The organism is Leptospira semungkisensis (genome assembly GCF_004770055.1).
Taxonomy (GTDB): Bacteria; Spirochaetota; Leptospiria; order Leptospirales; family Leptospiraceae; genus Leptospira_B; species Leptospira_B semungkisensis.
In genome coordinates this window covers 56,801-83,464 of the sequence record NZ_RQEP01000005.1, presented here as the reverse complement: position 1 = coordinate 83,464, position 26,664 = coordinate 56,801, and the positions used below count along the sequence as shown (strand labels likewise).

Below are 26,664 nucleotides of genomic sequence, written 5' to 3'. Positions count from 1 at the left end.
ACAAATCCGGACTAAGAGTGGTAATAAGCAGTGGATAGAGAAAAGACAGAGGCACGTCTGAATTATTCCGACTATTCGATCCTTGCAGTGGACGATTCGGATATCAATCTGAAGCTTTTGGTCCATACTCTCAAACCTTTGGGCTTCCAAGTTCTGACTGCGATGAATACGGAAGAGGCGCGCACGATCCTCGCGACGAATCCAGTGGATATTCTGCTTTTGGACGTGAGCATGCCCGGCCAGGACGGTTTCTCTTTTTGTAAAGAGCTGAGAGAGATAGATAGATTCAATCTTCTTCCTATTCTTTTCATTACTGCTTACAATAGAGAGTTGGGATTCGACGAGGCGATCACTCACGGCGGGGACGATTTTCTCCATAAGCCTTTTCAGCCAAAGGAACTCGTCGCTAAGATTAGAGCCTTTATCCGTATCAAGAATCTTCAGGATGAACTTTTACAGCAAAAGAAGAAGTACGAAAAAGAACTAGTCATGGCAAGAAGAGTCCAGCAGGAACTCGTGCCTGAAAAGCAATTGCAATGGAACGGATTCAGTATCGCTTCCGTGTTCCATCCTCTTATGCAGATCGGAGGCGACTTTATCGACGCTTGGATCGAAGAAGATAAATTGCATGTATTCATTGCGGATTGTTCCGGACACGGTCCTTCTGCCGCTCTTCTTTCTGCAATGGTAAAGATGCAGGTAAGTAATTTAGGAAGAAGTAATACTCTTGCCGAGAAAGTTAAAACTCTTCGTCATCAATTGGAGAAGATACTACCAGAAGATTTTTCGATTACATTCTTCTATGGAATTCTAGATAAGGATAGAAAATTCGAGTACGCAAATGGAGGCCATCCTCCTCCGCTACTTTATAAGGACGGAGAAGTAGAAGAACTTCCCGGCATGGGTCCTTTGATCATTCCGATAGAGCTTGGAACCGAAGATGAATTCAGAAGTGTGATTTTGCCTGCTGGATCTTCCCTATTGCTTTACACCGATGGAGCCAGTGAAATAACGGACGAGAACTATAATATTCTCGGCGAAGAAAGTCTGAAGAAGATCTTAAAAGAGGCAGTAGAATCTAAGGCCGACATTTTGAATTTCTCTTTGGAAAAGATCCTCGCCCATTCCGGAAACATGACTCACGACGATGATATAGCTCTCATGGTTATCCAAGGATGAGCAAACTTCCAGATCCTTCTTATATTGGTAAAGTCAGAGACGTTTATGATCTAGGGGATGCACTCATCCTTTCTTCCACGGATAGGGTTTCTGCCTTTGATGTGGTCTTTCGCCAGCCTGTTCCCGGAAAAGGAAAGGTACTGAATAGGATCTCTGCCGAATGGTTTTCCTATTTCAAGGATATTCCGAATCACATACTGGAGACTGATGTTTCCAAATTCCCTTCTCCCTTTAAAGATCATCCTGATCTGCAAGATCGTTCCGTGCTTGTCAAGAAATGCCAGAGAGTGGATTTCGAATGCGTGGTAAGAGGGTATCTTTCCGGTTCCGGTTGGAAGGAATACAAGCAGGACGGAACTCTTGCGTTTAAGAAACTTCCTCCAGGCTTACGAGAATCCGATAAACTTCCTGAGCCGGCTTTTACTCCAGCGATCAAGAACGATACTGGCCACGACGAGAACGTTTCCGAAGAAAGAATGAAAAACGAGATCGGTGCAGAACTCTTCTCTATTCTAAAGGAAAAATCGATTTCCCTCTATACACGTGCGGCTGAACTGGTAGCAGGGGCCGGAATTTTGCTCTGCGATACCAAATTCGAATTTGGTATCTCTGACGGAAAGGTTATCTTAATCGATGAGATTTTGACCCCGGATTCTTCCCGCTATTGGGCGGAAGAAACTTATACGGTTGGGACAACCCCTCCTAGTATGGACAAACAGATTCTTAGGAATTATTTGGAGAAGTCTGGATGGAATAAACTTCCTCCTCCTCCTGATCTTCCCGAGAGCTTGATTGTCGAACTACAAGAGGCGTATAAAGAAATACAGGATCGGCTATTAAAATGTTTATCGCGAGAATTAACGTAACTCTAAAAGAATCTGTACTCGATCCTCAAGGAAGTACGGTTAAATCCACTCTTCGTGAATTGGGTGAGAACTCTGTTCAAGATGTGAGAGTAGGCAAGTATATCGAGGTCAAATTGGATTCTCCCGATATAGAGACCGCTCAGAAAACGGTTACAAGCCTCTGTGAGAAATTATTAGTCAATCATGTGATCGAAACCTATCGTTCGGAGATCATTCCCGGATGAGAGCGGCAGTAGTTACTTTTCCAGGTTCCAATTGCGATAGCGATATCGCAAGAGTCCTTTCTGATTTCTATTCCGCAAAAGTGGATCGAGTTTGGCATAAGGATCAATTTTCTGAGAAATATGATTTAGTCATATTGCCTGGTGGATTCTCTTACGGAGACTATCTCCGTTCTGGAGCAATGGCTCCTTTTTCTCCTGTCATGAAATCCGTAAAAGAGCATACGGACCGCGGAGGAAAGCTCTTCGGGATTTGCAATGGATTTCAGATCCTTGCAGAAGCAGGATATCTTCCTGGCGCCTTAATACGTAATAGAAATCTAAAGTATGTTTGTAAGACAGTTGGTTTGAAGAAGGCTTCGGATTCCAATAAGATCTCCGGTAAACTTGCAAATGACCAAGTGCTTAGAGTTCCGGTCGCTCACGGAGATGGTTGTTACTTCGCATCCGAAGATATTCGCAAGCAACTCAAAGATGAGGGAAGGATCCTATTCTTGTACGCAGACGAGAATCCGAACGGCAGCTTGGATAATATTGCGGGGATTTGTTCTCCCGACTTTAAAGTAGCAGGAATGATGCCTCACCCGGAAAGAGCCATGAATCCGATCACTGGAGAAATGGACGGAAAAACAGTTCTGGATCTGGTGATCGGCGCTTAAAAGAACGGAAGTTCCGTTCCGCGGAAGTAGCTTGGCCCCCGCCCTCATCGGGTGGTGGAGGTGGGTCCCCAGTGGGAGAAGCTCGCCATTCCTATATCATAAAAACCTGAATTTTGCAACTACGAAAAAAATCCGAAAATTTTGTGGGAACTCTTAGGATATCCTCAACTTCAAATCAAACTTGATCTAACTGGGCTCTTCTAAGATCGCAAATCCGCTTTTTACTTTCTGTTTCTTATCTTTTAGTTTTACCCAACCGGAAACAGTATATAATGTTTTTATAAAACGATCCGTTCCAAAGGTTTTAGGGCGGGAGAAACTTGCTTCCAGTTCAGGTTCTAAGTTGAGCTCGAGCTTTGAATTCGGATCACTCAGTATTCTGGATTTGCCTTTTTTTATAATCGAAAGAGACTCTAAGGATTGCGCTTCTCCATTTTGCCAGAGAATTGTTTTTTCTTCCGGATAGAGATGGAGCTTCTTCTTATTTGCGAATTGCAAATAGATTCGATTCTCTAAGGGGAATCCTTCCGCACCGAAGCCCTTATTCACAGTGTAGGCTAGGATATCTTCTTCTAACGCGAAAGAAAGATCGTTCCAGGCCAATTGCCCTTCCGCATTCAGGATGGGAGAATGTTGAAGGAACAACCAATCTTTGCCGGAAGGATGAATTTTAGTAAACCATTGGTTCTTGGTCTTGTCTCCCGTGTTGACTAACGCATCCAATTGAAAGTTTAGATCCTTGTCCCAGATCGCAGAATGCGTATAACCCTGACGAATGGACTCATCTAAACGAAAATTGAATCGTTTGTCGGATTTAGTAAAGCTCCAATATCCGTCCTTAAAGCTGCCTTGTTTCAAGAAGGAAGAATTTCCTCTCTCATGGATCTGCAAGTCTTGCAAATTTCCAGTTTCCCTTTCCCAGAGAAGAAGGCTTGCTCCTGCTCTAAACTGGGTCCTAAAAATTCTAAGCTCTAAAAACACCTTCTCGGATAAAATGTCCACGAGCACAGAGTCCACCGCGCGGAATTTGGAGAAGAGACTCGAATTGTATTCCTTGGAATTGTCCACTTGGACCGGTCCGAAATAGCTTCCGAAGAGCGGTTCCAATGTGGAAGGATGTAGGATGGATCCCAGAGATTCTCTCATGAGTTTTACAACTAATTCCCGTTAGTCGAAATCATATTTTCAATTTCGAAGTGTTCGCAAAGGTCCTTATTTGACTCTTATATTCTAGATTATTTGCCAGACTTACCAAAAAGAATAGAAAAAAAGAGGGAATTTTTCCTTCCTTTCGACCCGTTTCTTTACGCTCATTCCGGGAAATGTGCTTGTATGTTCTGTTCTTACGAATTCTAGTTGTGTTGGAATTCTGCATGCTCGCCGAATACGAGTCACACCAAATTCTATCACTGGGGGAAGGCTATTACACCCCGCATTACCAACCCATTTTAGACGTAGGCAATCGTAATATTGTAGGCTACGAGGTTTTGGGCAGAGTATTTTCCCCTGAATCCAATGATTACCGTTCTTTAGGCTATCATTTTCACAATCCGGACACGGATACGATCCGACTCGTCCATATCGACAGGATTATTCGCGAAAAAGCGATCAAACATGTAAAGGAAACGGGACTCAAGACCAAGATCTTCCTCAACATGATGCCAAACTTCCTCTCCATGGTATACACGGGAGAAGTATTGGATGTAAAACGGCTTCATATCCTTCACCTAATCGAAAAATACGATATTAATCCGAACGATCTAGTTCTGGAGATCACAGAAGATAAATTCGAAGGAAATATCGAAAAACTTCTCTATATCGTAAGCCTCTTCCGAGAACGCGGAATTAAGATTGCAGTGGATGATCTGGGAGTAGGTTTCTCCAATCTGGAAAGGATCGGATACATCCATCCGGACATCATGAAAGTGGATATCAAGATCATGAGAGAGAGCTTGAACCGACGCTCTTTCAAAAATGTTCTTTCTGCAATCTCCGAAATGTCCCAGCGGTTAGGTTCTCAGCTTCTTTTTGAAGGAGTAGAAAACGAAGAGGAATTGTATCTCGCTCTTTCGATGGGAGCAAATCTTCTACAAGGCTATTATTTCTCCCGTCCTGCTCTGGATTTCCAGGACAAGAAGAGATTCAATAAGACTCTCAAGACCTCTCTCGAAAAATTCTCCGGCCTTCGTTTCTTGGAGATTCTGGAAAATTTGAGAAGGGAACAATCCTTCTTGGATCAGTTCGTGGACTTATTCAAGCAGGTAGATGTCTCTTCTGAGAATGCGATGACCGAGTCCTTGAACTCGATCTTGGATCGCCTTCCTCTCGAAACCACTTCTATTCTGATCTGTGATATGCACGGATACCAGGTAACTCCTACTTTTAAACGGGATTCTTACGATCTGCCTTGGACTAGGCTTTTGACCGAGATCGGAAATAATTACGCTTGGAAACCTTTCTTTATTCGCCATAAGGCCGAGACCTATCATTCCAGCAGGAATTCAGGATTTACGGAAGCCTTCCACGATATAGAAACCAAGCGTCAATATGTCTTATTCACTCTGAATCTTGGCGAGAATCACGTTTTGATCCTTCGTCTAGATTGGGAATCTTACTGAACCTCCCGACTTAGAACATCTTTCCTATTGATCTCCGACCTAGGATTAAAAACATAGTCCTAGGCAGGAGTCCTGACGTGGCGGAACTACTAAAAATCTCGAATCTTCGCGCGGGAATTGAAACCGAATCCGGTGAGATCCAAGAAATCCTGAAAGGGGTCGACTTGATAATCGGAGAAGGGGAAGTCCATGCCATCATGGGTCCGAACGGGTCCGGAAAAAGTACCTTATCAAATGTCATCATGGGGCACCCTAAATACAAAGTGCTTTCCGGGGAGATTCTTTTTCGAGGGGAATCTCTATTAGAAAAGCCCACTGATGAAAGAGCAAGATCGGGTATCTTTCTTTGCTTCCAATATCCTACCAGCATTCCCGGAGTCACGATCGGGAATTTCCTACGAACCATTTTAAAATCCGTTCGAGGCAAGGAACTTCCTGTAAAAGAATTCCGTAAGGAATTGAAAGAAGCAACTGCTCTTCTGGATGTTCCTGATACTTGGATCGGAAGATATGTAAACGACGGTTTCTCCGGTGGGGAAAAGAAGAGAAACGAGATCCTTCAGATGACTTTGCTGAAGCCGAAACTTTCCGTTCTAGACGAGACCGATTCCGGTCTGGATATCGACGCTCTTCGGATCATTAGCGAAGGGATCACTAAGAATAAATCTGCGGATCGATCCATTTTACTCATCACACATTACCAGCGCATGTTGAATTACGTGACTCCTGATTTCGTACACGTATTCGCTCAAGGAAAGATCTTAAAGACAGGCGGGAGAGAACTCGCTCTCGAATTGGAAGAAAAAGGATACGACTGGATTCTATCGGGAGCAAACTAAAAGGGAATGCTTTTGGCGGAATCCATTTCTGATTTCATTAAGGAGAAGAAGGAACCTTCTTCTCTAAAAGAGTTTCGCAGTAAGGCAGAAAAGAACCTTTCCGAGATTCCTTTTCCGAATTCTTCTCTTGAATCTTGGAGAAAGATCAGCCTTTCTAATTTTAAAATTTCTGAATATACTAGAGTTTGTTCCGATTCTTCGGTAAGCTTTTTCGCTTCTTCCGGCGCGAAAATAAGCAAGCTGGAAGAGCTTTCTCCCGAAAAACTCTCCGAGGTCTTGAAAAAAGCGGAGCCAAGTCTTTCCTTTTATTCTAAGGAATGGTTCCCGAGTTTCGTTTTTGCTCGTTTTACTCACGCATATTATATTAAATTAAATTCTTCCGAAGACTTGCCGGAGATCCGAATCAGTTGCGAAGAAGGGAATATTATACTTCCCTTATTGATTGTGGAAGCTCCTTCGAATGAGAAAGTTTCTCTTTTGGAAAGATGGATTTCTCCTTCTCAAAAGGATTTGATTTTGATGAGCGGGGTTACGATACTCCTGACTCCTGCCAACGGCGATTTTCAGTATTCTACGATTGAGAATTTGGGAGATTCTACCTTTCATTTTAGAGCGGCTCATTCGGTTCAAGAGAAGGACTCTAAATTCCATGCAAGCATCGCTTCCTGGGGTGGATACAAAGGCAAATCCTTCTATGACTCCGTAATCGCAGGAAAAGGATGTTGGACGCGTTATGCGGGCCTTTCCCCTCTTAAGGCGAGAGAGTTTCAGGACACTGAAGTTCGCATTCTTCATTCAGAAAGTCATGCCCAAAGTTCTATTCTATATCGCACTGTGGTCCGAGAAAAGGCCCACCATGTCTTTACGGGCAATCTTCATATTCCTTCTCATTGCAAGGATGTGGGAGCAATTCAGATCAATAATAATCTTCTTCTGGATAGAACCGCGAGAGCAGAGTCCATTCCTAAGTTGGAAGTATTTGCCGATAGCGTGAAATGCGAGCATGGGGCCACTGTAGGAGAGATCGACGAAGAGCAATTATTCTACCTTGCATCTCGAGGCATCGACGAGTCCGAAGCCAGAAAAATGATTGTAGAAGGTTTCCTAGCAGAAGTAGTTCGAGAATTTCCTTCCGAAAGCATTCGAGAAGAATTGGGTTCTATGATAGAATCCAGAATGTTGGGGGAATAATGGGCGAATTCCAAAAGCTCGCGAAGCTTTCCGACCTGCAAGAAGGCAAGGTGTTCGTAGCCGAAACTCGTTATCATAAGGTCGGTCTGACAAAACTAGGAAATGAGATCTGTGCATTTGCGGATCTCTGCACCCATGACGGAGAAGAAATAGCCGAAGGTGATTTGGAAGGGGACGTAATCGTTTGTCCTAGACACTCAGCTAAGTTCAATATTCGCACCGGAAAGGTCTTATGTATGCCCGCGGTGGAGGATTTGCCAGTCTATAAGACAAGAATCGTGGGTGACGATGTCGAAGTAGAGTTAGAGGATTGACATGAGCACACTAAGGAGAAGGAAACCTTGAGTTGGAACCTGGAAAAGATCCGCAATGATTTTCCGATTCTCTCTACGGAGATGAACGGCAAGCCCTTAGTGTTTCTGGACAGCGCTGCTAGTTCTCAAAAGCCCAAATCTGTAATCGATACCATCCGCCATTATTACGAAGCGGAGAATGCAAACATTCATCGCGGAGTTTACTCTCTTTCCCAAAAGGCAACCGAGAAATATGAAATGACTCGGATCAAGACTTCTAGATTTATTGGAGCCGCTTGCGCTAAGGTGGTTATCTTTACTAGAAATACTACGGAGTCCATCAATCTGGTTGCTCAGTCTTGGGGCCGCACGAATATCCATGAGGGTGACGAGATCGTTCTCACCGAATTGGAGCATCATTCCAATTTGGTTCCTTGGCAAATGCTTGCTCAGGAAAAACAAGCTGTCCTGAAGTTTATTCCACTAAACCAGGATTCTACTTTAGATTTAAGTAATATAGATGAGATCATCACTGAGAGAGTTAAATTAGTCGCAGTCGCTCAGATGTCCAATGTGACCGGGACGATTCATGATCTAGATGCAATTATCCGAAGAGCAAGACAGGTAGGCGCTAAGGTGCTTGTGGATGGTGCCCAAGGGATTTGCCATCTACCTACCAATGTGCAAAAGCAAGATTTCGATTTCTATGCATTCTCCGCTCATAAGATGCTTGGTCCTACAGGCGTCGGGATCTTATACGCTAAGGAAGAGATCTTGGACACAATGCCTCCTTGGATGGGCGGCGGCGATATGATCTCCAAGGTTTGGAAGGAGAAATCCACTTACGCGGATCTTCCTGCCAGATTGGAAGCTGGCACTCCGAATATTTCAGGCGTGATAGGCTTCGGTGCTGCGTTGGAATACTTGGAATCCGTAGGAATGCAAGAGATCAGAAACCATGAATTGGAACTATTGCAATATGCCCTGGATCGATTGGAAGATTTCGGCGGATTGGAATTGTACGGAACCTCGGACCTGAGCAAAAGAGGAGGAGTGATCTCCTTCAATTTCCCTGGAGTGCATCCTCACGATGTAGGTTCCATTCTGGATGAGGAAGGGATTGCAATTCGAGTCGGGCACCATTGTGCTCAGCCTTTCATGGAATTCAAGGGGATCGCAGGCACCTGCAGAGCTTCCTTCTATCTTTATAATACCAAAGAGGACGTAGATGCCCTTTTGGTAGGTCTAAAGAAAGTGAAGGAGATTTTCGGTCGTGTCCTTAAGCGATAGTCTTTACCAAGAAGTTCTTTTAGATCATTATCAAAATCCTAGACACCACGGAAGGCTAGAACATGCCCATCTCCATGAAGAAGGAGTGAATCCTTTATGCGGAGATGAGGTGGAACTCTTCTTAGAATTAGAAGGGAATACTATCTCTAAGATCAGCTTTTGGGGAAAAGGCTGCTCTATCTCTCAAGCTTCCGCGTCAATGCTCACCGACAGTCTTTATGGAAAAACTTTGGACGAAGCAAGATCTCTTCTGCACGAATTCAAAGAAATGCTTTTGGAAGATAAAGAACCAAATTTTGCGGAAGAATACGAAGATCTAGAATCCTTGGAAGCAGTGAAGAAGATCCCGGCCCGCATCAAATGCGCCACTCTTGCCTGGAATACTCTGGAAAGGATCTTAAAGAAAAATCATTGACCGAAGAATATATATAGTTGTATATATATGTATATGATTTCGAACAGAGCTAAGATCTTTAAGAATGGGGATAGCCAAGCAATCCGCTTGCCTAAGCAGTTTAGATTCAAAGGTAAAGAAGTCTATATTCGTAGAGAAGGTAAAAACATAATCTTAACCCCGATCGATGACGTAGTAGATCGTCTGTGGGAAACCTTGAATGAATTTTCAAGCGATCTGAAGATAGAAAGAGAGCAGCCTACCCAATACGATAAACGCGACTCTCTATGAGTAAGTATCTATTAGATACGAATATCTGCATTTATATCATCAATCAAAGGCCTCCAGTTGTTCAGGAGAAATTCAAAAAAATCACTTTGGAGAATATTTATATCTCCTCAGTTACCGAGTTTGAACTTCATTACGGAATTCAGAAGAGCCACAAGAAAGAACAGAATACAAAAGTCCTCAGCGAGTTCCTAAGTTATCTCAATCTTCTTCCTTACGGAAGTAGAGAAGCTCAAATATCTGCCAGGATCCGATTTCAATTGGAGAAGCAGGGAAAACCGATAGGCCCATTCGATCTATTAATAGCCTCTCAGGCGATTGCAAACGATTGCATACTCGTTACCAATAACGAGAAAGAATTCAAGAGGATTAAAGAACTGAAAACTGAGAACTGGGTAAAATAATTCCCGGAAAAAGATTGAAAATCCTCAAATTTTTATAAGATCGCAAGAACTATCAAGCAAGCCGAAACGGAAGAAGATAGAATCGAATCCACATTAAGGAATCTGAATGGATTTTGTGCAAAAGGCTCTTTGGTTTATAGAAAGTCATTCCAGAGATGATATCAATCTAGAGGATATCGCTAAGGTTTCGGGAGTCTCTCCCTTTCATTTAACCAGGACCTTTGCCTATACAATGGGCGTTCCTTTAATGAGATATGTTCGCGGTCGAAGGTTAAGTGAAGCGGCGAAACGACTTACTCGGAGTGGTCCTAACATTTTGGATCTTGCTCTCGAAGTAGGTTACGGTTCCCACGAAGCGTTTACTAGAGCCTTTCGCGAGCAATTCGAGATCACTCCGGAGCAATTTAGGTCTTCGGGGGATTTGAACAATATTTCTTTAGTTGAGGCTATCACTATGAACGCAGAACCACTACCGGAATTAGATCCGCCAAGATTCGAAACTATCCCGCCTAGATTGATGGTGGGAATCACAGAACACTATGATTGCCAAGCTCCCGGAGGAATTCCGAACCAATGGCAAAAATTCTCTTCTTACTTGGGAAATATCCAAGGCCAGACGGGCCCAACGGCTTACGGAGTTTGCTATAACTTCGATGCGGAAGGATTTTTCGATTATATGACTTGTGTAGAAGTATCCAATTCTTCGAATATTCCGAAAGAACTTAAATCGTTAAAGCTATCTTCTCAGAAATACGCGGTCTTTACTCATAAAGGCCATGTAGCAGGGATAAGAGCAACCTTTGCTGCTATCGAAAAGAATTGGCTTCCTACTGCGAAAGTTAAGCCGGCAGAAGCGCCAAACTTGGAAAGATACGGAAAAGAATTCAATCCGCAAACCGGGTTAGGGGGAATAGAGATTTGGATCCCGGTCGAGGGCTAAGTAGAAGTATATTAAAATTGCTTGAAACGATCTAAGAAATCTGCAAAATGGCGACCCGTTGGTTTGTATTGGAGGAATTCTTTTATGGAATCTGAAAACATTTCGAAGGGACAATTATGGACGGGTCGAATTCTAAGCGGCCTAATTGTCGCCTTTCTACTCTTAGACGGTGTCATGAAATTCTTTTTGGATAAAATGCCAAAGGAAGCATTAGCTGATTCCGAGAAACTCGGATATCCTATGTCCACGATGCCAGGGATTGGGACTACATTAATCGTTTCCACTCTTCTATATGCGTTTCCGAGAACCGCTATCGTAGGAGGGATTTTATTGACTGGATATTTGGGTGGAGCAGTCGCTACTCATGTTCGGGTCTTGAATCCTTGGGGCAGCCATATCCTTTTTCCTGTGTATATGGGGATTATTCTTTGGGCCGGTCTGTATCTTAGAAATCCTAAGTTACGCGCCATCTTTCCTTGGCAAAAGTAGAGGGATAGTTAACGATTAAGAGATCGATCTTTTCATGCACGAAAGTTGGGAAGTATTTCTCACATTCTTGAAGTTAGGATTGATCTCTTTCGGCGGGCCGATAGCGCATATCGCTTACTTTCACACCGAGTTCGTTAAAAAGAAACTTTGGATCAAAGAAGAACAGTTTAACGAACTTCTTGCTGTTTGTCAGATACTCCCAGGACCTGCTAGCAGTCAAATGGGGATTAGCATAGGAACGATCCGATCGGGTTGGAAAGGAGGGATCCTTGCCTGGACCGGATTTACTCTTCCCTCTGCTCTTCTATTATTCATTTTTGCAATATTAGTAAAATCAAATATAATTCCCGACCTGAGATGGGTGCATGGACTAAAACTGGTCGCATGCGCGGTGATATCCCAGGCGGTTTGTTCCATGTGGGGAAGCTACGCAAAGGATCTAAGAGGTATCACTCTTTGCCTTTCTGCATTTCTCGCTTCCGTTCTTTTTCGAAACGCATATTCTCAAATCTTGATCATCTTTGTCTCCGCTAGTATAGGATTTTTATTTTCGAGTAAAATTGTTTCGGATGATCCTCGGGATTTTCAGACATCTTCCTTCTTGGAATTTGCATCTCCTAAAAATGCTTTCTATTGCTTACTTATCTTCTTTTTCTTATTATTCACGCTTCCATTTATAGATTTCTTATATAAGGATCCCCTCTTGGACATCGTAGATGGATTCTATAGATCCGGTGCCTTGGTTTTTGGAGGAGGTCATGTTGTGCTTCCCTTACTCGAAGGAGAAACGGTGCAGAAGGGATTGCTTTCTTCGGAAATATTTCTTATCGGCTATGGAGCAGCCCAAGCAGTTCCTGGGCCGATGTTCACCTTTGCTACTTTTTTAGGTGCAATGATCCAAGGTGTGACAGGAGCAATCCTTGCAACGATCTCTGTATTTCTTCCTTCCTTTCTTCTGGTGTTCGGGATATTTCCTTTTTGGCAAAAATTGCGAAAATATCCAAAGGTAGAAGCTGCATTGACTACGATCCAACCGGCAGTCCTCGGAATTCTATTGGCTGCTTTATACGATCCAGTTCTTGTTTCGACGATTCGCTCCGGACTGGATTCGGTCATAGTCATGGTATTATTCGTTTTTGCCTTCTTCTTCCAATTGCCGAGCTGGGTCATTGTTTTGGCCGGACTCTTCTCTTCTTTCTTAGGTTAAGGCCTGAGCTCAGTTTCTTCTCTATAAAATTCTTTACACTAATTCTGAGCGAGAATAGACTAATTACTAGACATGCAATTATTAGAATTACCAACGCAAGATATAGAAAAAAGGGTCTATGCGGAGATCCATAGAGTAGAAGATCCGGAGATCGGGATCTCGGTCGCGGAACTGGGACTTATCTATCGTATTCAAGTGGAAGGAGATAAGGCCAAGATCGAGATGACCTATACTTCCATGGCATGTCCTGCCGGACCTCAGATGAAACAGGAGATTCAGGACAACGCTCTTCGCGTGGAAGGCATCAATTCTGTTGATGTGGAAGTTGTTTGGACTCCAAAATGGGATCCAAGAGCTATGGCTTCTGAAGAAGCGAAGATGGATCTAGGAATTTTCGATTACTAATCCGGATCCTATATTAAAATACATTATAAAATCTTAATCTGTAGTAGCGGGGCCTTGCCTGATTTTCCCGTCTTCCATGTAAAGGGGAGAGACTCCGAAGAAATCAGGATCTATCCTATCATGCGAGATCAAAAGAATCGGAACATCGATCCTATTTCGCAGAGACCTTAATTCCTCTCTCATCTTTTGTCTTAGATCCGGATTCAAGGCTGCGAACGGTTCATCCAAGAGAAGAATTTCAGGATTTCGGGCAAGAGCTCTTGCCAATGCAACTCTTTGCTTCTGTCCTCCGGAAAGATATCTAGGATAGCTGTTCGCAGTTTCCTGTATTTCGAATAATTCCATTAAGTTTGCAACGGATTCTCTCGTTCTCTTGTCCGCGCGGATCTGAAACAGGCCTTTCAATCCGAATTCTATATTTTTTCTCACGGTCAAATGAGGGAATAATCCATAATTCTGAGATAAGTATCCCAGATTTCTTTTTTCGGCAGGGATGATTGTCTTTGCTTTAGAATCGAAATATACCCGATCTTTAAATTGGATCCTGCCTCGATCCGGTTTTAAAAGTCCTGCAATTGCCTTTAAGGTCAGGCTTTTTCCCGCGCCGGAAGGCCCGTACAAGACTTGAAAATTTCCTTGGAACTCAAATTGCACATCCAGAAGAAATTCTCTTTCTCCGTCAGTTAGTTTCTTCTGGATATCGACGGAAAGAGACATTAAGGAAGTGTAAATTTATATTTTGTAAATAAGGCTTTGGCTTCGGGAGATTGATGCAGAAAATTCAAGAAGGATTTTGCATCCGCTGAATTCTTAATGCCGCTCACTAAAATCCCGGGATAAAGGATCGGTTTATGCCCACTCAATTGTAAGACGACTTTTACTTTTGACTCGGCGACGAGAGCATCCGTTTTGTAGACAAAGCCTGCGTCCACTTCTTCTCTTCCTACATAATCCAAAACCTGTCTTACGTTTTCTGCAGGAATGAATTTATCTTTTAAAGTCTTGTTCAGTCCGTCTTTGCTTAGAACTTCTTCGGCATACTTACCAGCGGGAACGGAGCTTGGATTTCCGATCGCTATTTTTTTGATCTCCGGTGCTTGCAAGTCCTGCAGTTTTTCGATCTTTGCAGTGCTATTCTTTGGAACTACTAGGACTAAGGTATTCTTTAAAAGAATCGTTTTAGTATTCGATTCTAAGATTCCGTTTGCGATTCCTTTATCGGTGATGTCTTGGTCCGCAGAGATGAAAACATCCACAGGTGCTCCCTTTTCGATCTGCTGATACAGACTTCCGGAAGAACCGAAATTGAATACTGGTTTGATCTTTGTCTTCTCTTGGAAAACGATCCCGATTTCTTTTAATACGTCCGTGAGGCTTGAGGCAGCGGAAACAAGGATCTCTTTTTCCTTCTCTTGAGCGAGTAAGGAAACGTTAAATAGTAGAGAGAATATTAGGATTAGCGAATACTTTCTGGTCTTCATTCGAACGCCTTTTACCAATGAGGTTTTTTGAGTAGAATTCCTGCCAAAGTTAGAACCGATACACATGTAATAGAAGCAACAATTACGAGCAGTAAAGAAAAAGTATCGTTTCCTGCTTGGACTGAGTCGTAGATAGCTAAGGCCAAGGTCTGAGTTTTTTCAGGTATATTCCCCGCTATCATTAAGGTGGCTCCGAATTCTCCCATCCCTCTTGCATAAGCCATCATGGAACCGGCCAAAATCCCTCTCCAAGAAAGAGGAAGAATTACGAGTAGAAAAGTTGCCCACTTAGATTTCCCCAAAGTGTAGGCGGCTTCTTCGTATTCTGGATCTAAATCCTCGAAACTTGCCTTTGCAGATCTGTAGACTAAGGGAAAGGAAACGATTGCCGAAGCAAGAACAGCTCCATGCAAATTAAATAATATAGAATATTGGAAATGTTCTAATAAGAAGGAACCTAGTATTCCTCTTTTGCCGAACAAGACTAGCAGATAATATCCGAGAACTGTAGGCGGGAGCACCATGGGCAAAGTGAATACTGCGTCCAAGAATGATTTTCCTATAAATCGAGCCTTGGACATTCGATAGGCGAATAAAATCCCCACAAGCGTAGCAAAAAATGTGGAGAATAAGGTTACCTGTAATGTGAGAATTAAAGGCGATCGAACGGAGTCCCAGTCAAAAGATTCCATTTTATTAATAAAGATGATCTTTTAGGTCTTGGAGTTTCCCGAACTCAAGACAACCAAGGTGGTGAGAGACCAAGTTGTAAAGAAAGCGTAGAAATTCAGATTGTACACATAATCTTCTTCTTTCAAAAAGCTAACAAAGAAGATATCAGGAAACAAGACTCCAAGCAGAAATAATAGTCCGCTGATGCCTTGTAAGCTTAGGATCGTCTTACTTACCCAAAGGCTTCTCCAAAAACCTCCAAAGAAAAATGTCAAGAAGCATGGGAGTATGAAGAATATATTTATTGCGACTCGCATGTTCACTTCTTCTTTTCCATTACTATCATGCCCTAGTCCGAGTAGATTTGCGATCTTAGAAACCATATCCGAAGAAGATTCTACTCCCAAGTCTATGGAATAATTGATCCAGCTAGTTAAGCTAAAGAACAATTGCAATAATGCTAATATAAATAATAGTTTTTCCTTACCGTTTTTATCGGAGTAGAAATCTAAGAATCTCCCGAAGAGCTGGGATAAGAATTTTTTCCAGCCGTTGAGTATGATGGGAACGGCCGGAACTGCAAGGCTTAAGTCTCTCAATAAGGAGCGTATCATTATAAGGAAACCGTCATCTCCACTTCTACAGGAGCTCCTAAAGGCAGGGAGGAATTTCCTACCGCAAAGCGCGCATGACGTCCCGCTTCTCCAAAAATACTGAGCAATAAGTTAGAAGCATGATTTGCTACTAGATGTTGTTCCGTAAATTCGGGAGAAGAAGCCACAAAGACTCCTATCTTAACGATGGATTTGATTTGATCCAAATCTCCGATCACTCCGCTGATCGCGGCGAGTGCGTTTAGAGCAGCTTGTTCTGCAGCTGCCTTCACATCTTCTACTCCGAGGCCTGCTCCTAGGATCCCAGTGAGCATTAGCTTTCCGTCTTTCATCGGCAATTGGCCGGAAGTAAACACTAGGTTTCCGGATTGGGAGGCTGGTATGTATGCGGCTATGGCCTTAGGAGTAGGCGGGAGTTCTAACCCGAGGGATTTGATTTTTTCCAATATGCTCATTCGGCAGGGGCTTCCTTTTCTTCGTTCTCTTCAATTCCTGGATTCGTAAGGGTTTTTTCAAGCAGATTCGGAGGATTCTTTTCCGGGTGTATTTCTTTTCGAGAGGGGGATTTTCCTTTACGTAAGGATGAGTCTGTGACAAGGTTCAGTTAGGCAAGCATGTCCTCTATACTCGAACTGGAACCCCATCCTCAGTTTCCCGACGCCTACATGGTCTGTCGTCGCACGGGGGTCCATTACTATCGATTAGCCCAGGAAAGAAAATACGAAGACTCGTATTTCCAAGAAGAATATAAGAACCAATACAAGAAGACTTATTATGAGGATGAGGTACAGCTGAGAAATCTAGCTAAGCTTCGTTTAGACATGATGAGTTCTTTTCAAAGTCCCGAAGGCAAGACTCTTTTTGAACTAGGTTGCGCCGCAGGCTTCTTCTTATCCGAAGCAGAGAAGAGAGGATACAAAGTTAAGGGTTTAGAGCTTTCTAAAACAGAAGCTGCATACGCTAGAGAGAAATTGGGCTTGGATGTAATCGCTGGATCTTTCTTGGATGATTCCATTCTTCCTAAAGAAACCTTTGATACGGTCTGTGCTTTTTTTGTAATAGAGCATTTTCCTAACGTAGAAGTCGTTCTTGAAAAACTTACTTCTATGATCAAGCCTGGAGGGCTCTTGTTCTTAGGACTTCCTTCTTTGAACGGACCTTCTTTTCAAACGAATCCTCAGGAATGGTTTCGCACTCATCCAAAGGACCATTTTTGGGATTACTCACCCGATTCTCTTAAAAAAATGTTGAAAATGTACGGTCTCGTCACGGTATATAGGAAACCTATGTCCTACCACCCTAATAGAGACAGGGGGTGGAAGGGAAAATTCCTGACACATCGACTTTTCGTCCGCTATGCAAACCTCTCCTGCTACGCCGACACATTCCACTCAATCGCGATTAAAAAAATATGAAATTCGAAGAATTAAATCTCGAGCCCAACCTGCAAAGAGCCATACAAGAAGCAGGTTTCGTTGAGCTCACACCAATACAAGAAAAAGCAATCCCTCCTGGCATGGAGGGAAAAGACGTAACCGGTCTCGCTCAAACCGGTACAGGAAAGACGGTCGCTTTCCTAGTTCCTACAATTCACACGATCCTGAATAAAGGGATCCAAGGGATCAGCACTTTGATCCTTGCTCCTACAAGAGAATTGGTAATCCAGATCTCAGAAGAAGCAGAGAAGCTTTTAAAGCATACCGATTACAGAGTCGTTTCTATTATCGGAGGAACGGATTACAAGACCCAAAACAAAGATCTGGAAGGATTGAATGGTCTAATCGTTGCGACTCCAGGACGTCTGATCGACTTGGCAAGAAGCGGCACTGCAGATCTCGAAAAGGTAGAGTTCTTCATTCTGGACGAAGCGGATCGCATGTTGGACATGGGATTCATCAACGATATACGTTGGCTTCTTCATAAGTGTAAGAATAGAAAGCAAACTCTATTGTTCTCCGCGACTCTATCCGTTGAAGTTATGCGCCTTGCATATCGTTTCATGAACGAACCTGTAGAGATACAGATCAATCCGGACAAACTGATCACCGAAAGAATAGACCAAAAGCTCGTCCACTTGGGCAGAGAAGAGAAGATGCCGTACATGGTGAATTCTATTCTTGGCGAAGAGATGGAAGGACAGGGAATCATATTCACGAATTTTAAAGCGAATATTCCGAAAATCGTATATTCACTTAGAAAATACGGGATCCCGATCACAGGAATCTCTTCCGATCTAGATCAGAAAAAACGTCTGAGATTAATGCGTGATTTTAAGTCAGGCAAGTTCAAGTTCATGGTGGCAACAGATGTTGCGAGTCGTGGGATTGATGTAGAGAATATAGAAGTAGTTTTCAATTTCGATCTTCCTCAAGATACCGAAAACTATGTACATAGAATAGGAAGGACTGCAAGAGCGGGAAGAGTGGGTAAATCCATTAGCTTCTGCTCTGAATCGGATTATATAGAGTTGGAAAAAATAGAGAAGTATCTAAAACAGAAAATAGATGTCATCCCTGTCGAAGAGGAGACTCTCGTCTTTCCTTCGGGAGAGTTCCAGACATTCATGGGAGGAGATGCTTTCGATAACGCTCCTTCGGAAAGGAACGGAAATCGCAACCAGGGTGGAAGAGATAGAAACTCCAAGAAACCTCGCCGTGAATTCAGCCAGAACGGCGGAAGAGGAGAGAAGACTTGGAACAAAGACTCTAGAGACAATCGTAGAGAAGGCCAAAGTAAAGATTCTCGTCCCGGGAAACAGAAATTCGGTGGCAAGCAAAGACCGGAAGCTGCCATCCAAGAAGCTCAAGAATTCCTTCAAAAAGCGGATAACGTATTCGGTAGCTCTCCGGATCGAAGGGATAAAAACTTCAAAAACAAGAAGAAGGGAAAGCCGCGTCCGGAAAATCAGAGAGCCGCTTCTCAGCCCAATCACCGACAAGACAAAAGACAAAAACAGAACAACGACTACGATAAGAAGAAGAGAAATCTTTTCGATATCAATGAGTCTCGCAAAGGTTCCGGCAAGAAGAAGGAATCCATTTGGAAAAAAATCAAATCCTTCTTTGGGGGTTAGGAATATTCCTTTTTTGGAATGTTTCTCTCTCCGCTGAGACGAGAATACCTACTATAAGTAAGAACGGATATGTGCCTTTCGAAGAGATCCGAAAGCGCATTCCGGGACTACAGCCTAAATTTGAACCGGCAACTCTAGTCGGTTCCATCTCTCATACCACCGGAGAGATCCGTTTCAGGATCGGTTCTTCTTTTTACGCAATCAACGGTAGTTTAGAAAAAACGAATCTACCTGTTATTTATAGAGACAAAGATTTTCTACTTCCTCCGGATATTGTAGAAGCTGTCTTCGTGAGACTATTACCCGGAGACGTGAGTTACGAGTTCAAGGAAGGAGAACTGATCTTCGATCTTCTTCCCAAAGCGGAGAGGCTTAGGCTTTCTGCGATCATTGTGGATGCAGGCCACGGAGGAAAGGATCCGGGAACTTCTTCTCCTAAAGGGATCCAAGAGAAGATGGTTTCTTTGCAAGTCGCCAAGTTCGTAAAGAAATTCCTGAACAAGGTCTATCCAGAGGTTCGAGTGGTCCTGACAAGAGGAGGAGATTCGTTCATAGAGCTGGAAAGAAGATCGGAGATCGCAAACTCGGAACTCCAAAAGGGCGGTTCTGTTCTATTCATTAGTTTACATTGCAATGCTTCCATCTCGGACGACGTGAACGGCTACGAGGTCTATTATCTTTCCCAAACTCCTTCAACAGAGGCAGCGAGGGAGATTTCCTTATTTGAAAATAAGATCTCCGGCAAAAAGGGTGGGCCTCAATATAGAAAGATCCAGGCGGGAATGATGTCTTCTCTTATCCAAAGAAGGAGCCGCTTGCTTGCTCGCAGCATTGAATCCGAGATGAAAAAAAACCTTGGTCCCAAGATATTGTCGAGAGGAGTGAAGAAGGCCGACTTTTCCGTACTCAGGGGGAGTTTGATGCCTGCCATTCTGGTGGAAATGGGGTATCTTACCCATCCAAAAGAATCGGATCTCTTGGCTGACAAGACCCAACAGGTGAAATTGGCAAAGAGTATCTTAGAAGGTGTGAGAGCGTATGAACTTGCAAAAGATTAAGAAAATTTGGGCTGCGATCCTAGCTCGTTGGGAAGCGTTTTATGCCTGGATCTTCAGCCTAGCGACTCGACCTTCCGATTCTCCTGAATCCAAGAAGGCATTGTTCCTAACGTACTCTTGGATCATCGTCTTATTATTTCTGACCGGCTTTATTCTCGCTGGAAAAAATCCTCTGAAACTTTTAGTGCCTTTCACTCTGTACGATCTTCCTAATTTCGATCCTAGAAAAGAAGCAGTGGTATTCGAGTCTGATGGAGAAGGACAAGTCTATCCAGTTAAAAGAAGAGTTCTATTAACTGGAGAAGATTTCAGACACGATGCTCTTACTTTGATCGGAGAAACGGGAGAGTCCAATTATTTCGATCCGAGTGTTCCGAATGCATCCGCTCAATTTAGGAATTTGAAAAAACTTCCGAACCTGCAGGACTCCGTAATCTCTATTTGGAAAAGAGGAGATCTTTTGATCCTGGATCTTCGTAAATCCACTCTTGAAAATCTACTGAGTGAGATGAAATTCCGAATAGACTATACCTACGCGAGCCAGTTGTCGGAAGACCAGAAGACTGCAGAAATCAGCAGAAAGAAACTTCTACTTTTGTCCTCTGCTTTTTTAGCGGTGGAGAAAACTCTATTCGAGAATTTCCCAGAGATCACGCGCATAGAATATAGATTAGGTGGAGAAGTTTCGGATCTGAACGGACTTACGTATTCTCTTTCTACTTCGCATTCTAAGTAGGAAGCCTTCTAAAATCTTCAGGGGGCCTTGTTTATCGCCTTCTTTTTACCGATAGTAAGAAGAGCTATGTCCGGATCCCGTTCTTTCCTTTTCCGTCTTTGCATTGTTTTGCTATTTATAACTGCAATCTCGACGGATTATGCCGCTCCGGATCTTCAGATTTCTCCGGACATCGCGAATATAACCGATTTTCGTACGGATAGGATCGCTTTTCATTCTATTCAATTGGTAGATAAGGAAGGAAAGTCCCTTCCAGATCGTAATCTGAACAAGGACACATCCGAATCCACACTTCTTATCATTGATCGAGGACAACTTACTCTCTTAAAGGACGGTTATGATGATCCGGCTCAAGTCAAAGAGAAGGAAAAGGAATATTTAAATAAGATCTATAGATTCACTCGAATGAAGGAATTAGATCAGGAATATGCAAAACTTCCGGAATCGGAAAAATCGTATTCCATTAGCAAAACTGCAAGTACGAATCATACCGATAAACCAGACCCTGCGCCAGTTGCTCCTGCACAAGCGAATGAGCCTGAGCAGAAAAATAAAGAATTCGATCTGTTGGTAAAATACGACGATGAGCTTTTAAAGCTATATGCAGCCGAGAAGGCAGGCTTTGCTGAGTATTCTAGAACGGAAAGAATCTACGGAAAAGATTCCCCTAAGACGACTTCTCTAAGAACTCGTTTCGAGGAATTGAAAGCGAAAACGCAGGAGCGAAAAAAGTTCCTATTAGGTTTTTTGAATAATTCATCTCCAGATTCGAATCCTTATCCCGGAGATAGAAAGGATCAAAACTTTTATACGAATGTCTCTAATGGAGCTCCCGATTTTTATCTACATTCTACCACCCCTAGAGAAGTAGACGGGCTCATGAGAGGGGAAGAAGAAGTCGGAAAAAAATACGGCCAGCTCTATAGGGCAGCCGTAGACAAGCTGATCGATTCTCAGATCGATAAACTTTACTATTATCTTTGGAACAGGGATATGACGAACACTCGGGTCAAAGTGGATCGTTATTTAAAAGGAAAGAAAGTTACGGTAATCACCGGAGATTCGACCGTTTACACTATGATAGATAAGGAAGGAGACGGAATTACGGAGTCCTTTTTTGTGGACTCGCCCGGTCTCAGATTTTCTTGGGGAAGGGACATCCCAAATATCATTTCTATTTCGAATTGCACAGAAGAGCAGATACTTTCTAAGATCAAGGCTCTCTCCGACGACGTTTCTTCCGGACGGATCCCTAAGAAGGTAGAGAAGTTGGATCTAACCGTTCCGGAAGAACAAATACTGATCGAATTAAAACCTTTATTAAAGAATCTTTAAGTTCAGAACCCTTTAAAGACCGGCTTTCTCTTCTCTTGGATGGATTTGATTGTTTCTTTAAAATCCTGAGAAAGAAAATTCAATGCTTGGGATTCTGCTTCTTTGCGAAGGGCAGCGTTCAGGCTTTCTCTATCATACGAATTCTTTTTTAGTTCACTGAGAGCCATCGGCGCACTTTCAGAAATCGAGATCGCAATTTCGATCGCTCTTTGCAATACTTCGTCCTTCGGAACGGAATCATAACAAATTCCTAATGAAAGGCATTCTTCTCCGCTTAAGGATTCTGCCAAGAATAGAAGACGGTTCGCGAGGCTTTGTCCGAAAAGTTCTTTAGTAAGGTAACTCGAACCCATTCCAGGGTGAATACCCAGTTTCACAAAATTGAACTGGTACTTGCCGTCGTTTGCAAAGACTCTGAGATCACATGCGAAAGTAATAGAAAGGCCGGCTCCGATCGCATGACCGTTAGCGGCACAGATCACTGGAACATTCAAGTCCCTAACAGTAAGAAAAAGATTATAGAATTCGAACATTTCCTTCTTATTCGTTTCGAAGGACTTCTCTGCAAAAGACTTGAGTAATTCGAAATTACCGCCAGCAGAGAAAATTTGGTTCTTACCGGTTATGACTACTGCACGAGGAGGATTCTTTTTCAGCCTCTCGATATGTGCCTTAAACTCCTGACCCATCGGAACGGTCATGGAGTTCTTAGTTTCCGGGTTATTTAGATAAAGGATTTCTATTCTAGATTCGGAGGAGAGTTCGACTGTTTCAGAATCGACTAATGCCATTAAACCGCTTCCTGCTTGAGCTCGAAACTTTCGTACCAAACTCTATCGGAAACGGCAAGTGGTTTTTCTCCTAATCCCATCTGTTCATAATAATCCAATAGGATTTCCAGGTGGACATTTTCCTCATCTTCTAAGCTCCAAAAGCTGCTGTCGATGGAACGAGAAACTAAGGCCTGGCCTCTTACTGAATCGGTAAAGTAATTCGGTTTATCGGAAAAGATGAGATGAGCTGAAACCAGATCAAAACGGATCGTATCTACGATCTTGGTGAAATCGGAGTCAGATTTATCAAAATAGCGGGAAGCAATCTCGGTTTGGAAATAATCTCCCCAAGTAAGAATATCCGGTTCAACTCCTGTGAGTTGTTTGATCTCGGCCAATTTCTCTTCTTCTAAGAAAGGCTTGGATGCGAATTTATCCACGACTTCCCTTAACGAGATCAGATTTAAGATCTTGTTTGCGGAAAGCTTTCCTTGGCGCATCATATCGAAGAGTTCAGGATTGAGTTCGGATTTATTCTCTGCCATGGTTTATTTTTCGGCAGAAGGTCAAAAATTCCCCCGAACAATTTCCTTCCCCAAATACGACGTCTATGTCTCATTCCGAGAAAAAAAATCCGGAGACTTCTTTCCTTAACTAGGAACTGAATTCGGGATAGCTCGAAGTCGAAAATATAGATAGGGGAGAACTTTCCCTTTGCAAACGCATGGCAGTAGGACGATCGGATACACTTCAAGAACTGATAACGATATTGGAAACGATGTTCGGGGAAACCATCATCGGCTCCGACATCAATCTAGTTAAACATCTCTTCTATAGCTTAAAGGCGGATCAAAGAGAATTCCCTTTCGACTACGAAGGAGACAAGCTCAATTCAATTGTAGAAGAAGTCGGCGAAGATACTCTAATACTCTATGTGCCTTACTTACAGCCTAAGGGTATCCTGCGTGCGAAAATCAGTTTCGAAATTTTGAATATACTATACCAATTCGAAGTAGTTCTTTTGGATTTTTGGGAAGATCATGTTCGAATAAAGATCCCTTCCGAATTGCAGGCAGCTGCGTTCCGAAAGAATATCCGCGTCGCAGTAGACGACTTATTCATGAACTACGTAATTCTATATCGTTCTTTGAGCGGAGGAGAAAGAGAGCTCGGAAAAAATTTGAGTGTGGAACAGCGCTTCTTTCACTTGATGAAGGAGATTAAGAAGGACAATCCTAGTCTGAAGCTAATCAATTTGATGGCTACTGAATATATTCTAGGAGTATCTAAGGACTTCGAAATCGTATTCTTCGGTCCTGGAAAAGAAGAAGGGTTCCTTACTAAATTCATTCGCAAATACAATCGATCCGTCTACGTTCCTGATTGTTCCTTGATTATGAATTATATAGGAGAGGAGAAAGATCCATTTCTAGATAATTTTCGGGATGAATATCTACATCTTGTCAAGACCCAAAGTCAGGCCAAAGCAGATGAGTTTTTCAGAGAATTGCAAAAGGCAGAGATCCGAGACTTTATGATCTCTTATGTAGTGACTCCCATTCGTTTATTCAACGATCCGATCGGGTATATTAGAGTCTATACCACTGCAATGGACAAATTTTCTATCGTCCAACAACAAGCATTGTACATAGAAGAGTTGGGCGAGATCCTAACTTATGCCTTAACCAAGGTATATATCCGCCAAGATAATTTCAGAAATGAAGAGGCAGTTACGAGGATCCTGGATATAAGTATGAACGGTCTTCTCTATGAAATAGAAGATGCTCGGACCTTTCAATATTTGAAAAAACATAATATCATTAAGATGTTTGTCCCGATCCAGGAAAGAGAGCTCGTTCTCCGCGGCGAGGTCGTTCGTTTTCTTGAGTTGCCTAATGGTAAGTTTCATCTCGGGGTAAACTTCTTCGATTCAAATCCGGATGACATGGTCTATCTGCAAAATTACATCTTCAGCAAGAAGTTGAAGATACTTTCGGAGTGAGGATCTTTTAGATCTAATCTTCACCGGCTCCTCTCGTAGCCACCTCCGATTAGATACAAAAAGCTCCCTACTCAAACCATCATTAACTAGTACATCTAAACCAAATACATTCGCATTCTTAATAAAACTAAATTCATTCAGATATAAAGTACTATACTCTGGCTTTATCCACCCATAAGAAGCAAAAGCTGTTTTCAGTAGCCTATTATTTCCCTCTGATACCTGTGAGTGTATTCCATTTTTTGAATATCTATTCCTAGCCCATCTAAATCTGTTATCAGAAGATCTTGCCGAGTGGTTAACTGCTCGATGGTTCCTATAGACTCCCCAAAGCCATGAATATCCTAGATCACTAAATAAAGCAGATGAAGTAGGTATATGATCTCTAATAATAGGTCCTAGTGTTTCTGCTTTTTGGTTAGGCACAGAAGTAAAGAATACAGGACCATTTTTTATACCGATAGTTTGTACTAGGGTTCCGACTTGTTTACCTCCAAGCTTAGGAGATAGGTAAATAGAAGAGGTTTGTCCTTTACTACTGTATCTCTTTCTACCTTTATTAGCTCTTTCCCCAGCAGAGTATAAAACGGCTGTATCTACGCATACATAGGGTTTATTAGCCATTTTCTTAGAAATGTCTTTGTTCTCATTGGGAGGTAGTAAGAAGTCTTTAAACTGATGATTTAATGCATTGTAGGTTAGGTCTTTATACTTCGGTAACTGATCAGAACAGAATAACTGGAATCTTCTTTTGAGCAAACTAGCTGCTTTATAACTGATCTTTAGTCTTTTACTGATTTCTGTAGAAGTTAATACCTTAGGGAATTGGATAAGAGATTCATGTAATACATACCCGAACATCCAGAGATCCAATTTAAAATGGTGAAGGGGAGTATATGATAGTCTAGATTGTTGAGCATGGCATTTAGAACATCGAATCACATCTGGTCTAGTAGAAATCTCTTTATCTAAGATATGATTTTCACACGCGAGAGTTGTACAGGTTTTTGGGTAGAAGTTATCCAGGAATTTCTTAGTAATAGCTAAGTAGAAGTCCTTGTTGATTCCTAAATGAGATTTGCTAGTAAGTCTAATAGAGGAGAGGTTATTGTTCGTATAATCGTTATTAGGCGAATGTTGGGATTGCGCTGAAGAGATTTGAAGTGAAAGAAAATTAGTTGATTTGTGAGGACTGGAGCTACTAGATGAGTGAGGAAATACATGTTACGTAAATTGAATTTTTCTATAGGTCTCATTCTTTTAATCGCATTTCCGATTACCGGACTCTATATGCAGTATTATTTTCGCCCAGAACATCTAACTGAGATGACAGCTAGAATGGAAATGCGGGCAAATCATATTTATATTCTATTCGTTTCCCTTCTGAATTTACTCTCATTTACATCCTTAATTTCTTATTCATCACGGTTTGCTAAATCTTTGGATTTTATTTCCAGGATTCTTTTTTTAACAGCGGGGGTGTTTTCTTTCATCGCCTTCTTAAAAGAACATACTGGAACCTTGAAGGGACGCTGGTTCACTTTTCTTTGTGTTTTATCATCTTTAATCGGAACTGTTTTCTTTGCGACGGCATATATCCTTTCTCAAAGATCTAAAAGTTCAGAATCCTAAAATAA

32 protein-coding genes are annotated in these 26,664 nt (G+C 42.4%); 23 read left to right on the top strand and 9 right to left on the bottom strand.

Annotated elements, in window-relative coordinates; all coding sequences use genetic code 11:
• Positions 1 to 30: 30 nt before the first annotated feature.
• The 4 genes from EHO59_RS00495 to purQ are packed head-to-tail and all read left to right on the top strand — an operon-like array spanning position 31 to position 2,925.
• On the top strand, positions 31 to 1,179 hold the full coding sequence (locus tag EHO59_RS00495; RefSeq protein ID WP_135583714.1) for a PP2C family protein-serine/threonine phosphatase: 1,149 nt from the start codon (positions 31 to 33) through the stop codon (positions 1,177 to 1,179).
• On the top strand, positions 1,176 to 2,045 hold the full coding sequence (locus tag EHO59_RS00490; RefSeq protein WP_135583712.1) for a phosphoribosylaminoimidazolesuccinocarboxamide synthase: 870 nt from the start codon (positions 1,176 to 1,178) through the stop codon (positions 2,043 to 2,045). Before EHO59_RS00495 ends, EHO59_RS00490 begins: the two co-directional genes overlap by 4 nt.
• A complete protein-coding gene (gene purS, locus EHO59_RS00485; RefSeq protein WP_135583710.1) occupies positions 2,021 to 2,269 on the top strand; it encodes a phosphoribosylformylglycinamidine synthase subunit PurS in 249 nt (82 codons plus the stop codon). The genes EHO59_RS00490 and purS overlap by 25 nt, the downstream gene beginning before the upstream one ends.
• Positions 2,266 to 2,925 carry a phosphoribosylformylglycinamidine synthase subunit PurQ gene (purQ, locus tag EHO59_RS00480; protein WP_135583708.1) on the top strand — a complete coding sequence of 220 codons (660 nt, stop codon included), beginning with the start codon at positions 2,266 to 2,268 and terminating at the stop codon, positions 2,923 to 2,925. Before purS ends, purQ begins: the two co-directional genes overlap by 4 nt.
• A 186-nt stretch (positions 2,926 to 3,111) precedes the next feature.
• On the opposite strand, the gene EHO59_RS00475 is transcribed toward purQ, so the two are convergent.
• Complete coding sequence (locus EHO59_RS00475) at positions 3,112 to 4,071, bottom strand: DUF2804 domain-containing protein (RefSeq protein WP_135583706.1); 960 nt, start codon at positions 4,069 to 4,071, stop codon at positions 3,112 to 3,114.
• Between the two features lie 227 nt (positions 4,072 to 4,298).
• Between EHO59_RS00475 and EHO59_RS00470 the strand changes: the two genes are divergently transcribed.
• From EHO59_RS00470 to EHO59_RS00415, 12 genes are all read left to right on the top strand, one after another.
• Positions 4,299 to 5,543, top strand: a complete 1,245-nt coding sequence (locus EHO59_RS00470) for an EAL domain-containing protein (RefSeq protein ID WP_135583704.1) — start codon at positions 4,299 to 4,301, stop codon at positions 5,541 to 5,543.
• 77 nt (positions 5,544 to 5,620) lie between these two features.
• On the top strand, positions 5,621 to 6,382 hold the full coding sequence (gene sufC, locus EHO59_RS00465) for a Fe-S cluster assembly ATPase SufC (RefSeq protein ID WP_135583702.1): 762 nt from the start codon (positions 5,621 to 5,623) through the stop codon (positions 6,380 to 6,382).
• Between the two features lie 6 nt (positions 6,383 to 6,388).
• Entirely contained in the window at positions 6,389 to 7,573 is a 1,185-nt protein-coding gene (gene sufD, locus EHO59_RS00460; protein WP_135583700.1) for a Fe-S cluster assembly protein SufD, read from the top strand.
• Positions 7,573 to 7,887: a Rieske (2Fe-2S) protein gene (locus tag EHO59_RS00455; protein ID WP_135583699.1), complete on the top strand. Its 315-nt coding sequence runs from the start codon at positions 7,573 to 7,575 to the stop codon at positions 7,885 to 7,887. Before sufD ends, EHO59_RS00455 begins: the two co-directional genes overlap by 1 nt.
• Before the next feature lie 27 nt (positions 7,888 to 7,914).
• Entirely contained in the window at positions 7,915 to 9,156 is a 1,242-nt protein-coding gene (locus tag EHO59_RS00450) for a cysteine desulfurase (protein ID WP_135583697.1), read from the top strand.
• Entirely contained in the window at positions 9,140 to 9,571 is a 432-nt protein-coding gene (gene sufU, locus EHO59_RS00445; RefSeq protein WP_135583695.1) for a Fe-S cluster assembly sulfur transfer protein SufU, read from the top strand. The genes EHO59_RS00450 and sufU overlap by 17 nt, the downstream gene beginning before the upstream one ends.
• 33 nt (positions 9,572 to 9,604) lie before the next feature.
• Entirely contained in the window at positions 9,605 to 9,841 is a 237-nt protein-coding gene (gene vapB, locus EHO59_RS00440) for a type II toxin-antitoxin system antitoxin VapB (RefSeq protein ID WP_135583693.1), read from the top strand.
• On the top strand, positions 9,838 to 10,242 hold the full coding sequence (gene vapC / locus EHO59_RS00435; protein WP_135583691.1) for a type II toxin-antitoxin system tRNA(fMet)-specific endonuclease VapC: 405 nt from the start codon (positions 9,838 to 9,840) through the stop codon (positions 10,240 to 10,242). Before vapB ends, vapC begins: the two co-directional genes overlap by 4 nt.
• A gap of 106 nt (positions 10,243 to 10,348) precedes the next feature.
• Positions 10,349 to 11,182: an AraC family transcriptional regulator gene (locus EHO59_RS00430; RefSeq protein WP_135583689.1), complete on the top strand. Its 834-nt coding sequence runs from the start codon at positions 10,349 to 10,351 to the stop codon at positions 11,180 to 11,182.
• An 84-nt stretch (positions 11,183 to 11,266) separates the two neighbouring features.
• Positions 11,267 to 11,671, top strand: coding sequence for a DoxX family protein (locus EHO59_RS00425; protein WP_135583687.1), 405 nt, complete (start codon positions 11,267 to 11,269; stop codon positions 11,669 to 11,671).
• Between the two features lie 34 nt (positions 11,672 to 11,705).
• Positions 11,706 to 12,878 carry a chromate efflux transporter gene (gene chrA / locus EHO59_RS00420; protein ID WP_135583685.1) on the top strand — a complete coding sequence of 391 codons (1,173 nt, stop codon included), beginning with the start codon at positions 11,706 to 11,708 and terminating at the stop codon, positions 12,876 to 12,878.
• 72 nt (positions 12,879 to 12,950) lie between these two features.
• On the top strand, positions 12,951 to 13,283 hold the full coding sequence (locus tag EHO59_RS00415) for a metal-sulfur cluster assembly factor (protein ID WP_135583683.1): 333 nt from the start codon (positions 12,951 to 12,953) through the stop codon (positions 13,281 to 13,283).
• Between the two features lie 33 nt (positions 13,284 to 13,316).
• Here the strand turns inward: EHO59_RS00415 and EHO59_RS00410 are convergent, their stop codons facing one another.
• The 5 genes from EHO59_RS00410 to EHO59_RS00390 are packed head-to-tail and all read right to left on the bottom strand — an operon-like array spanning position 13,317 to position 16,505.
• On the bottom strand, positions 13,317 to 14,000 hold the full coding sequence (locus tag EHO59_RS00410) for a sulfate/molybdate ABC transporter ATP-binding protein (protein WP_135583681.1): 684 nt from the start codon (positions 13,998 to 14,000) through the stop codon (positions 13,317 to 13,319).
• Entirely contained in the window at positions 14,000 to 14,764 is a 765-nt protein-coding gene (modA, locus tag EHO59_RS00405; protein ID WP_135583679.1) for a molybdate ABC transporter substrate-binding protein, read from the bottom strand. The genes EHO59_RS00410 and modA overlap by 1 nt, the downstream gene beginning before the upstream one ends.
• An 11-nt stretch (positions 14,765 to 14,775) precedes the next feature.
• Positions 14,776 to 15,456 carry a molybdate ABC transporter permease subunit gene (gene modB, locus EHO59_RS00400; RefSeq protein WP_135583678.1) on the bottom strand — a complete coding sequence of 227 codons (681 nt, stop codon included), beginning with the start codon at positions 15,454 to 15,456 and terminating at the stop codon, positions 14,776 to 14,778.
• Positions 15,457 to 15,477: 21 nt separating this feature from the next.
• Positions 15,478 to 16,050 carry a hypothetical protein gene (locus EHO59_RS00395; protein ID WP_135583676.1) on the bottom strand — a complete coding sequence of 191 codons (573 nt, stop codon included), beginning with the start codon at positions 16,048 to 16,050 and terminating at the stop codon, positions 15,478 to 15,480.
• Complete coding sequence (locus EHO59_RS00390; protein ID WP_135583674.1) at positions 16,050 to 16,505, bottom strand: RidA family protein; 456 nt, start codon at positions 16,503 to 16,505, stop codon at positions 16,050 to 16,052. The genes EHO59_RS00395 and EHO59_RS00390 overlap by 1 nt, the downstream gene beginning before the upstream one ends.
• 159 nt (positions 16,506 to 16,664) lie before the next feature.
• Here EHO59_RS00390 and EHO59_RS00385 point away from each other — a divergent pair, with 159 nt between their 5' ends.
• The 5 genes from EHO59_RS00385 to EHO59_RS00365 all read left to right on the top strand — a co-directional run bounded on the left by EHO59_RS00385 (position 16,665) and on the right by EHO59_RS00365 (position 22,252).
• On the top strand, positions 16,665 to 17,465 hold the full coding sequence (locus EHO59_RS00385) for a class I SAM-dependent methyltransferase (protein WP_135583671.1): 801 nt from the start codon (positions 16,665 to 16,667) through the stop codon (positions 17,463 to 17,465).
• Positions 17,462 to 19,123, top strand: a complete 1,662-nt coding sequence (locus EHO59_RS00380; RefSeq protein WP_135583669.1) for a DEAD/DEAH box helicase — start codon at positions 17,462 to 17,464, stop codon at positions 19,121 to 19,123. The genes EHO59_RS00385 and EHO59_RS00380 overlap by 4 nt, the downstream gene beginning before the upstream one ends.
• Complete coding sequence (locus EHO59_RS00375) at positions 19,090 to 20,181, top strand: N-acetylmuramoyl-L-alanine amidase family protein (protein WP_135583667.1); 1,092 nt, start codon at positions 19,090 to 19,092, stop codon at positions 20,179 to 20,181. The genes EHO59_RS00380 and EHO59_RS00375 overlap by 34 nt, the downstream gene beginning before the upstream one ends.
• Positions 20,162 to 20,917: an LIC_10740 family protein gene (locus EHO59_RS00370; protein ID WP_135583665.1), complete on the top strand. Its 756-nt coding sequence runs from the start codon at positions 20,162 to 20,164 to the stop codon at positions 20,915 to 20,917. Before EHO59_RS00375 ends, EHO59_RS00370 begins: the two co-directional genes overlap by 20 nt.
• A gap of 66 nt (positions 20,918 to 20,983) precedes the next feature.
• Entirely contained in the window at positions 20,984 to 22,252 is a 1,269-nt protein-coding gene (locus EHO59_RS00365; RefSeq protein WP_135583663.1) for a hypothetical protein, read from the top strand.
• 2 nt (positions 22,253 to 22,254) lie between these two features.
• On the opposite strand, the gene EHO59_RS00360 is transcribed toward EHO59_RS00365, so the two are convergent.
• Complete coding sequence (locus EHO59_RS00360) at positions 22,255 to 23,043, bottom strand: enoyl-CoA hydratase/isomerase family protein (RefSeq protein WP_135583661.1); 789 nt, start codon at positions 23,041 to 23,043, stop codon at positions 22,255 to 22,257.
• Complete coding sequence (locus EHO59_RS00355) at positions 23,043 to 23,570, bottom strand: hypothetical protein (protein ID WP_135583659.1); 528 nt, start codon at positions 23,568 to 23,570, stop codon at positions 23,043 to 23,045. The genes EHO59_RS00360 and EHO59_RS00355 overlap by 1 nt, the downstream gene beginning before the upstream one ends.
• Positions 23,571 to 23,749: 179 nt before the next feature.
• Here EHO59_RS00355 and EHO59_RS00350 point away from each other — a divergent pair, with 179 nt between their 5' ends.
• Positions 23,750 to 25,027, top strand: a complete 1,278-nt coding sequence (locus EHO59_RS00350) for a PilZ domain-containing protein (protein ID WP_135583656.1) — start codon at positions 23,750 to 23,752, stop codon at positions 25,025 to 25,027.
• On the opposite strand, the gene EHO59_RS00345 is transcribed toward EHO59_RS00350, so the two are convergent.
• On the bottom strand, positions 24,956 to 26,185 hold the full coding sequence (locus EHO59_RS00345) for a transposase (RefSeq protein ID WP_425460210.1): 1,230 nt from the start codon (positions 26,183 to 26,185) through the stop codon (positions 24,956 to 24,958). The genes EHO59_RS00350 and EHO59_RS00345 overlap by 72 nt on opposite strands.
• Before the next feature lie 63 nt (positions 26,186 to 26,248).
• Here EHO59_RS00345 and EHO59_RS00340 point away from each other — a divergent pair, with 63 nt between their 5' ends.
• Positions 26,249 to 26,659, top strand: coding sequence for a hypothetical protein (locus EHO59_RS00340; RefSeq protein WP_135583652.1), 411 nt, complete (start codon positions 26,249 to 26,251; stop codon positions 26,657 to 26,659).
• Positions 26,660 to 26,664 lie beyond the last annotated feature (5 nt).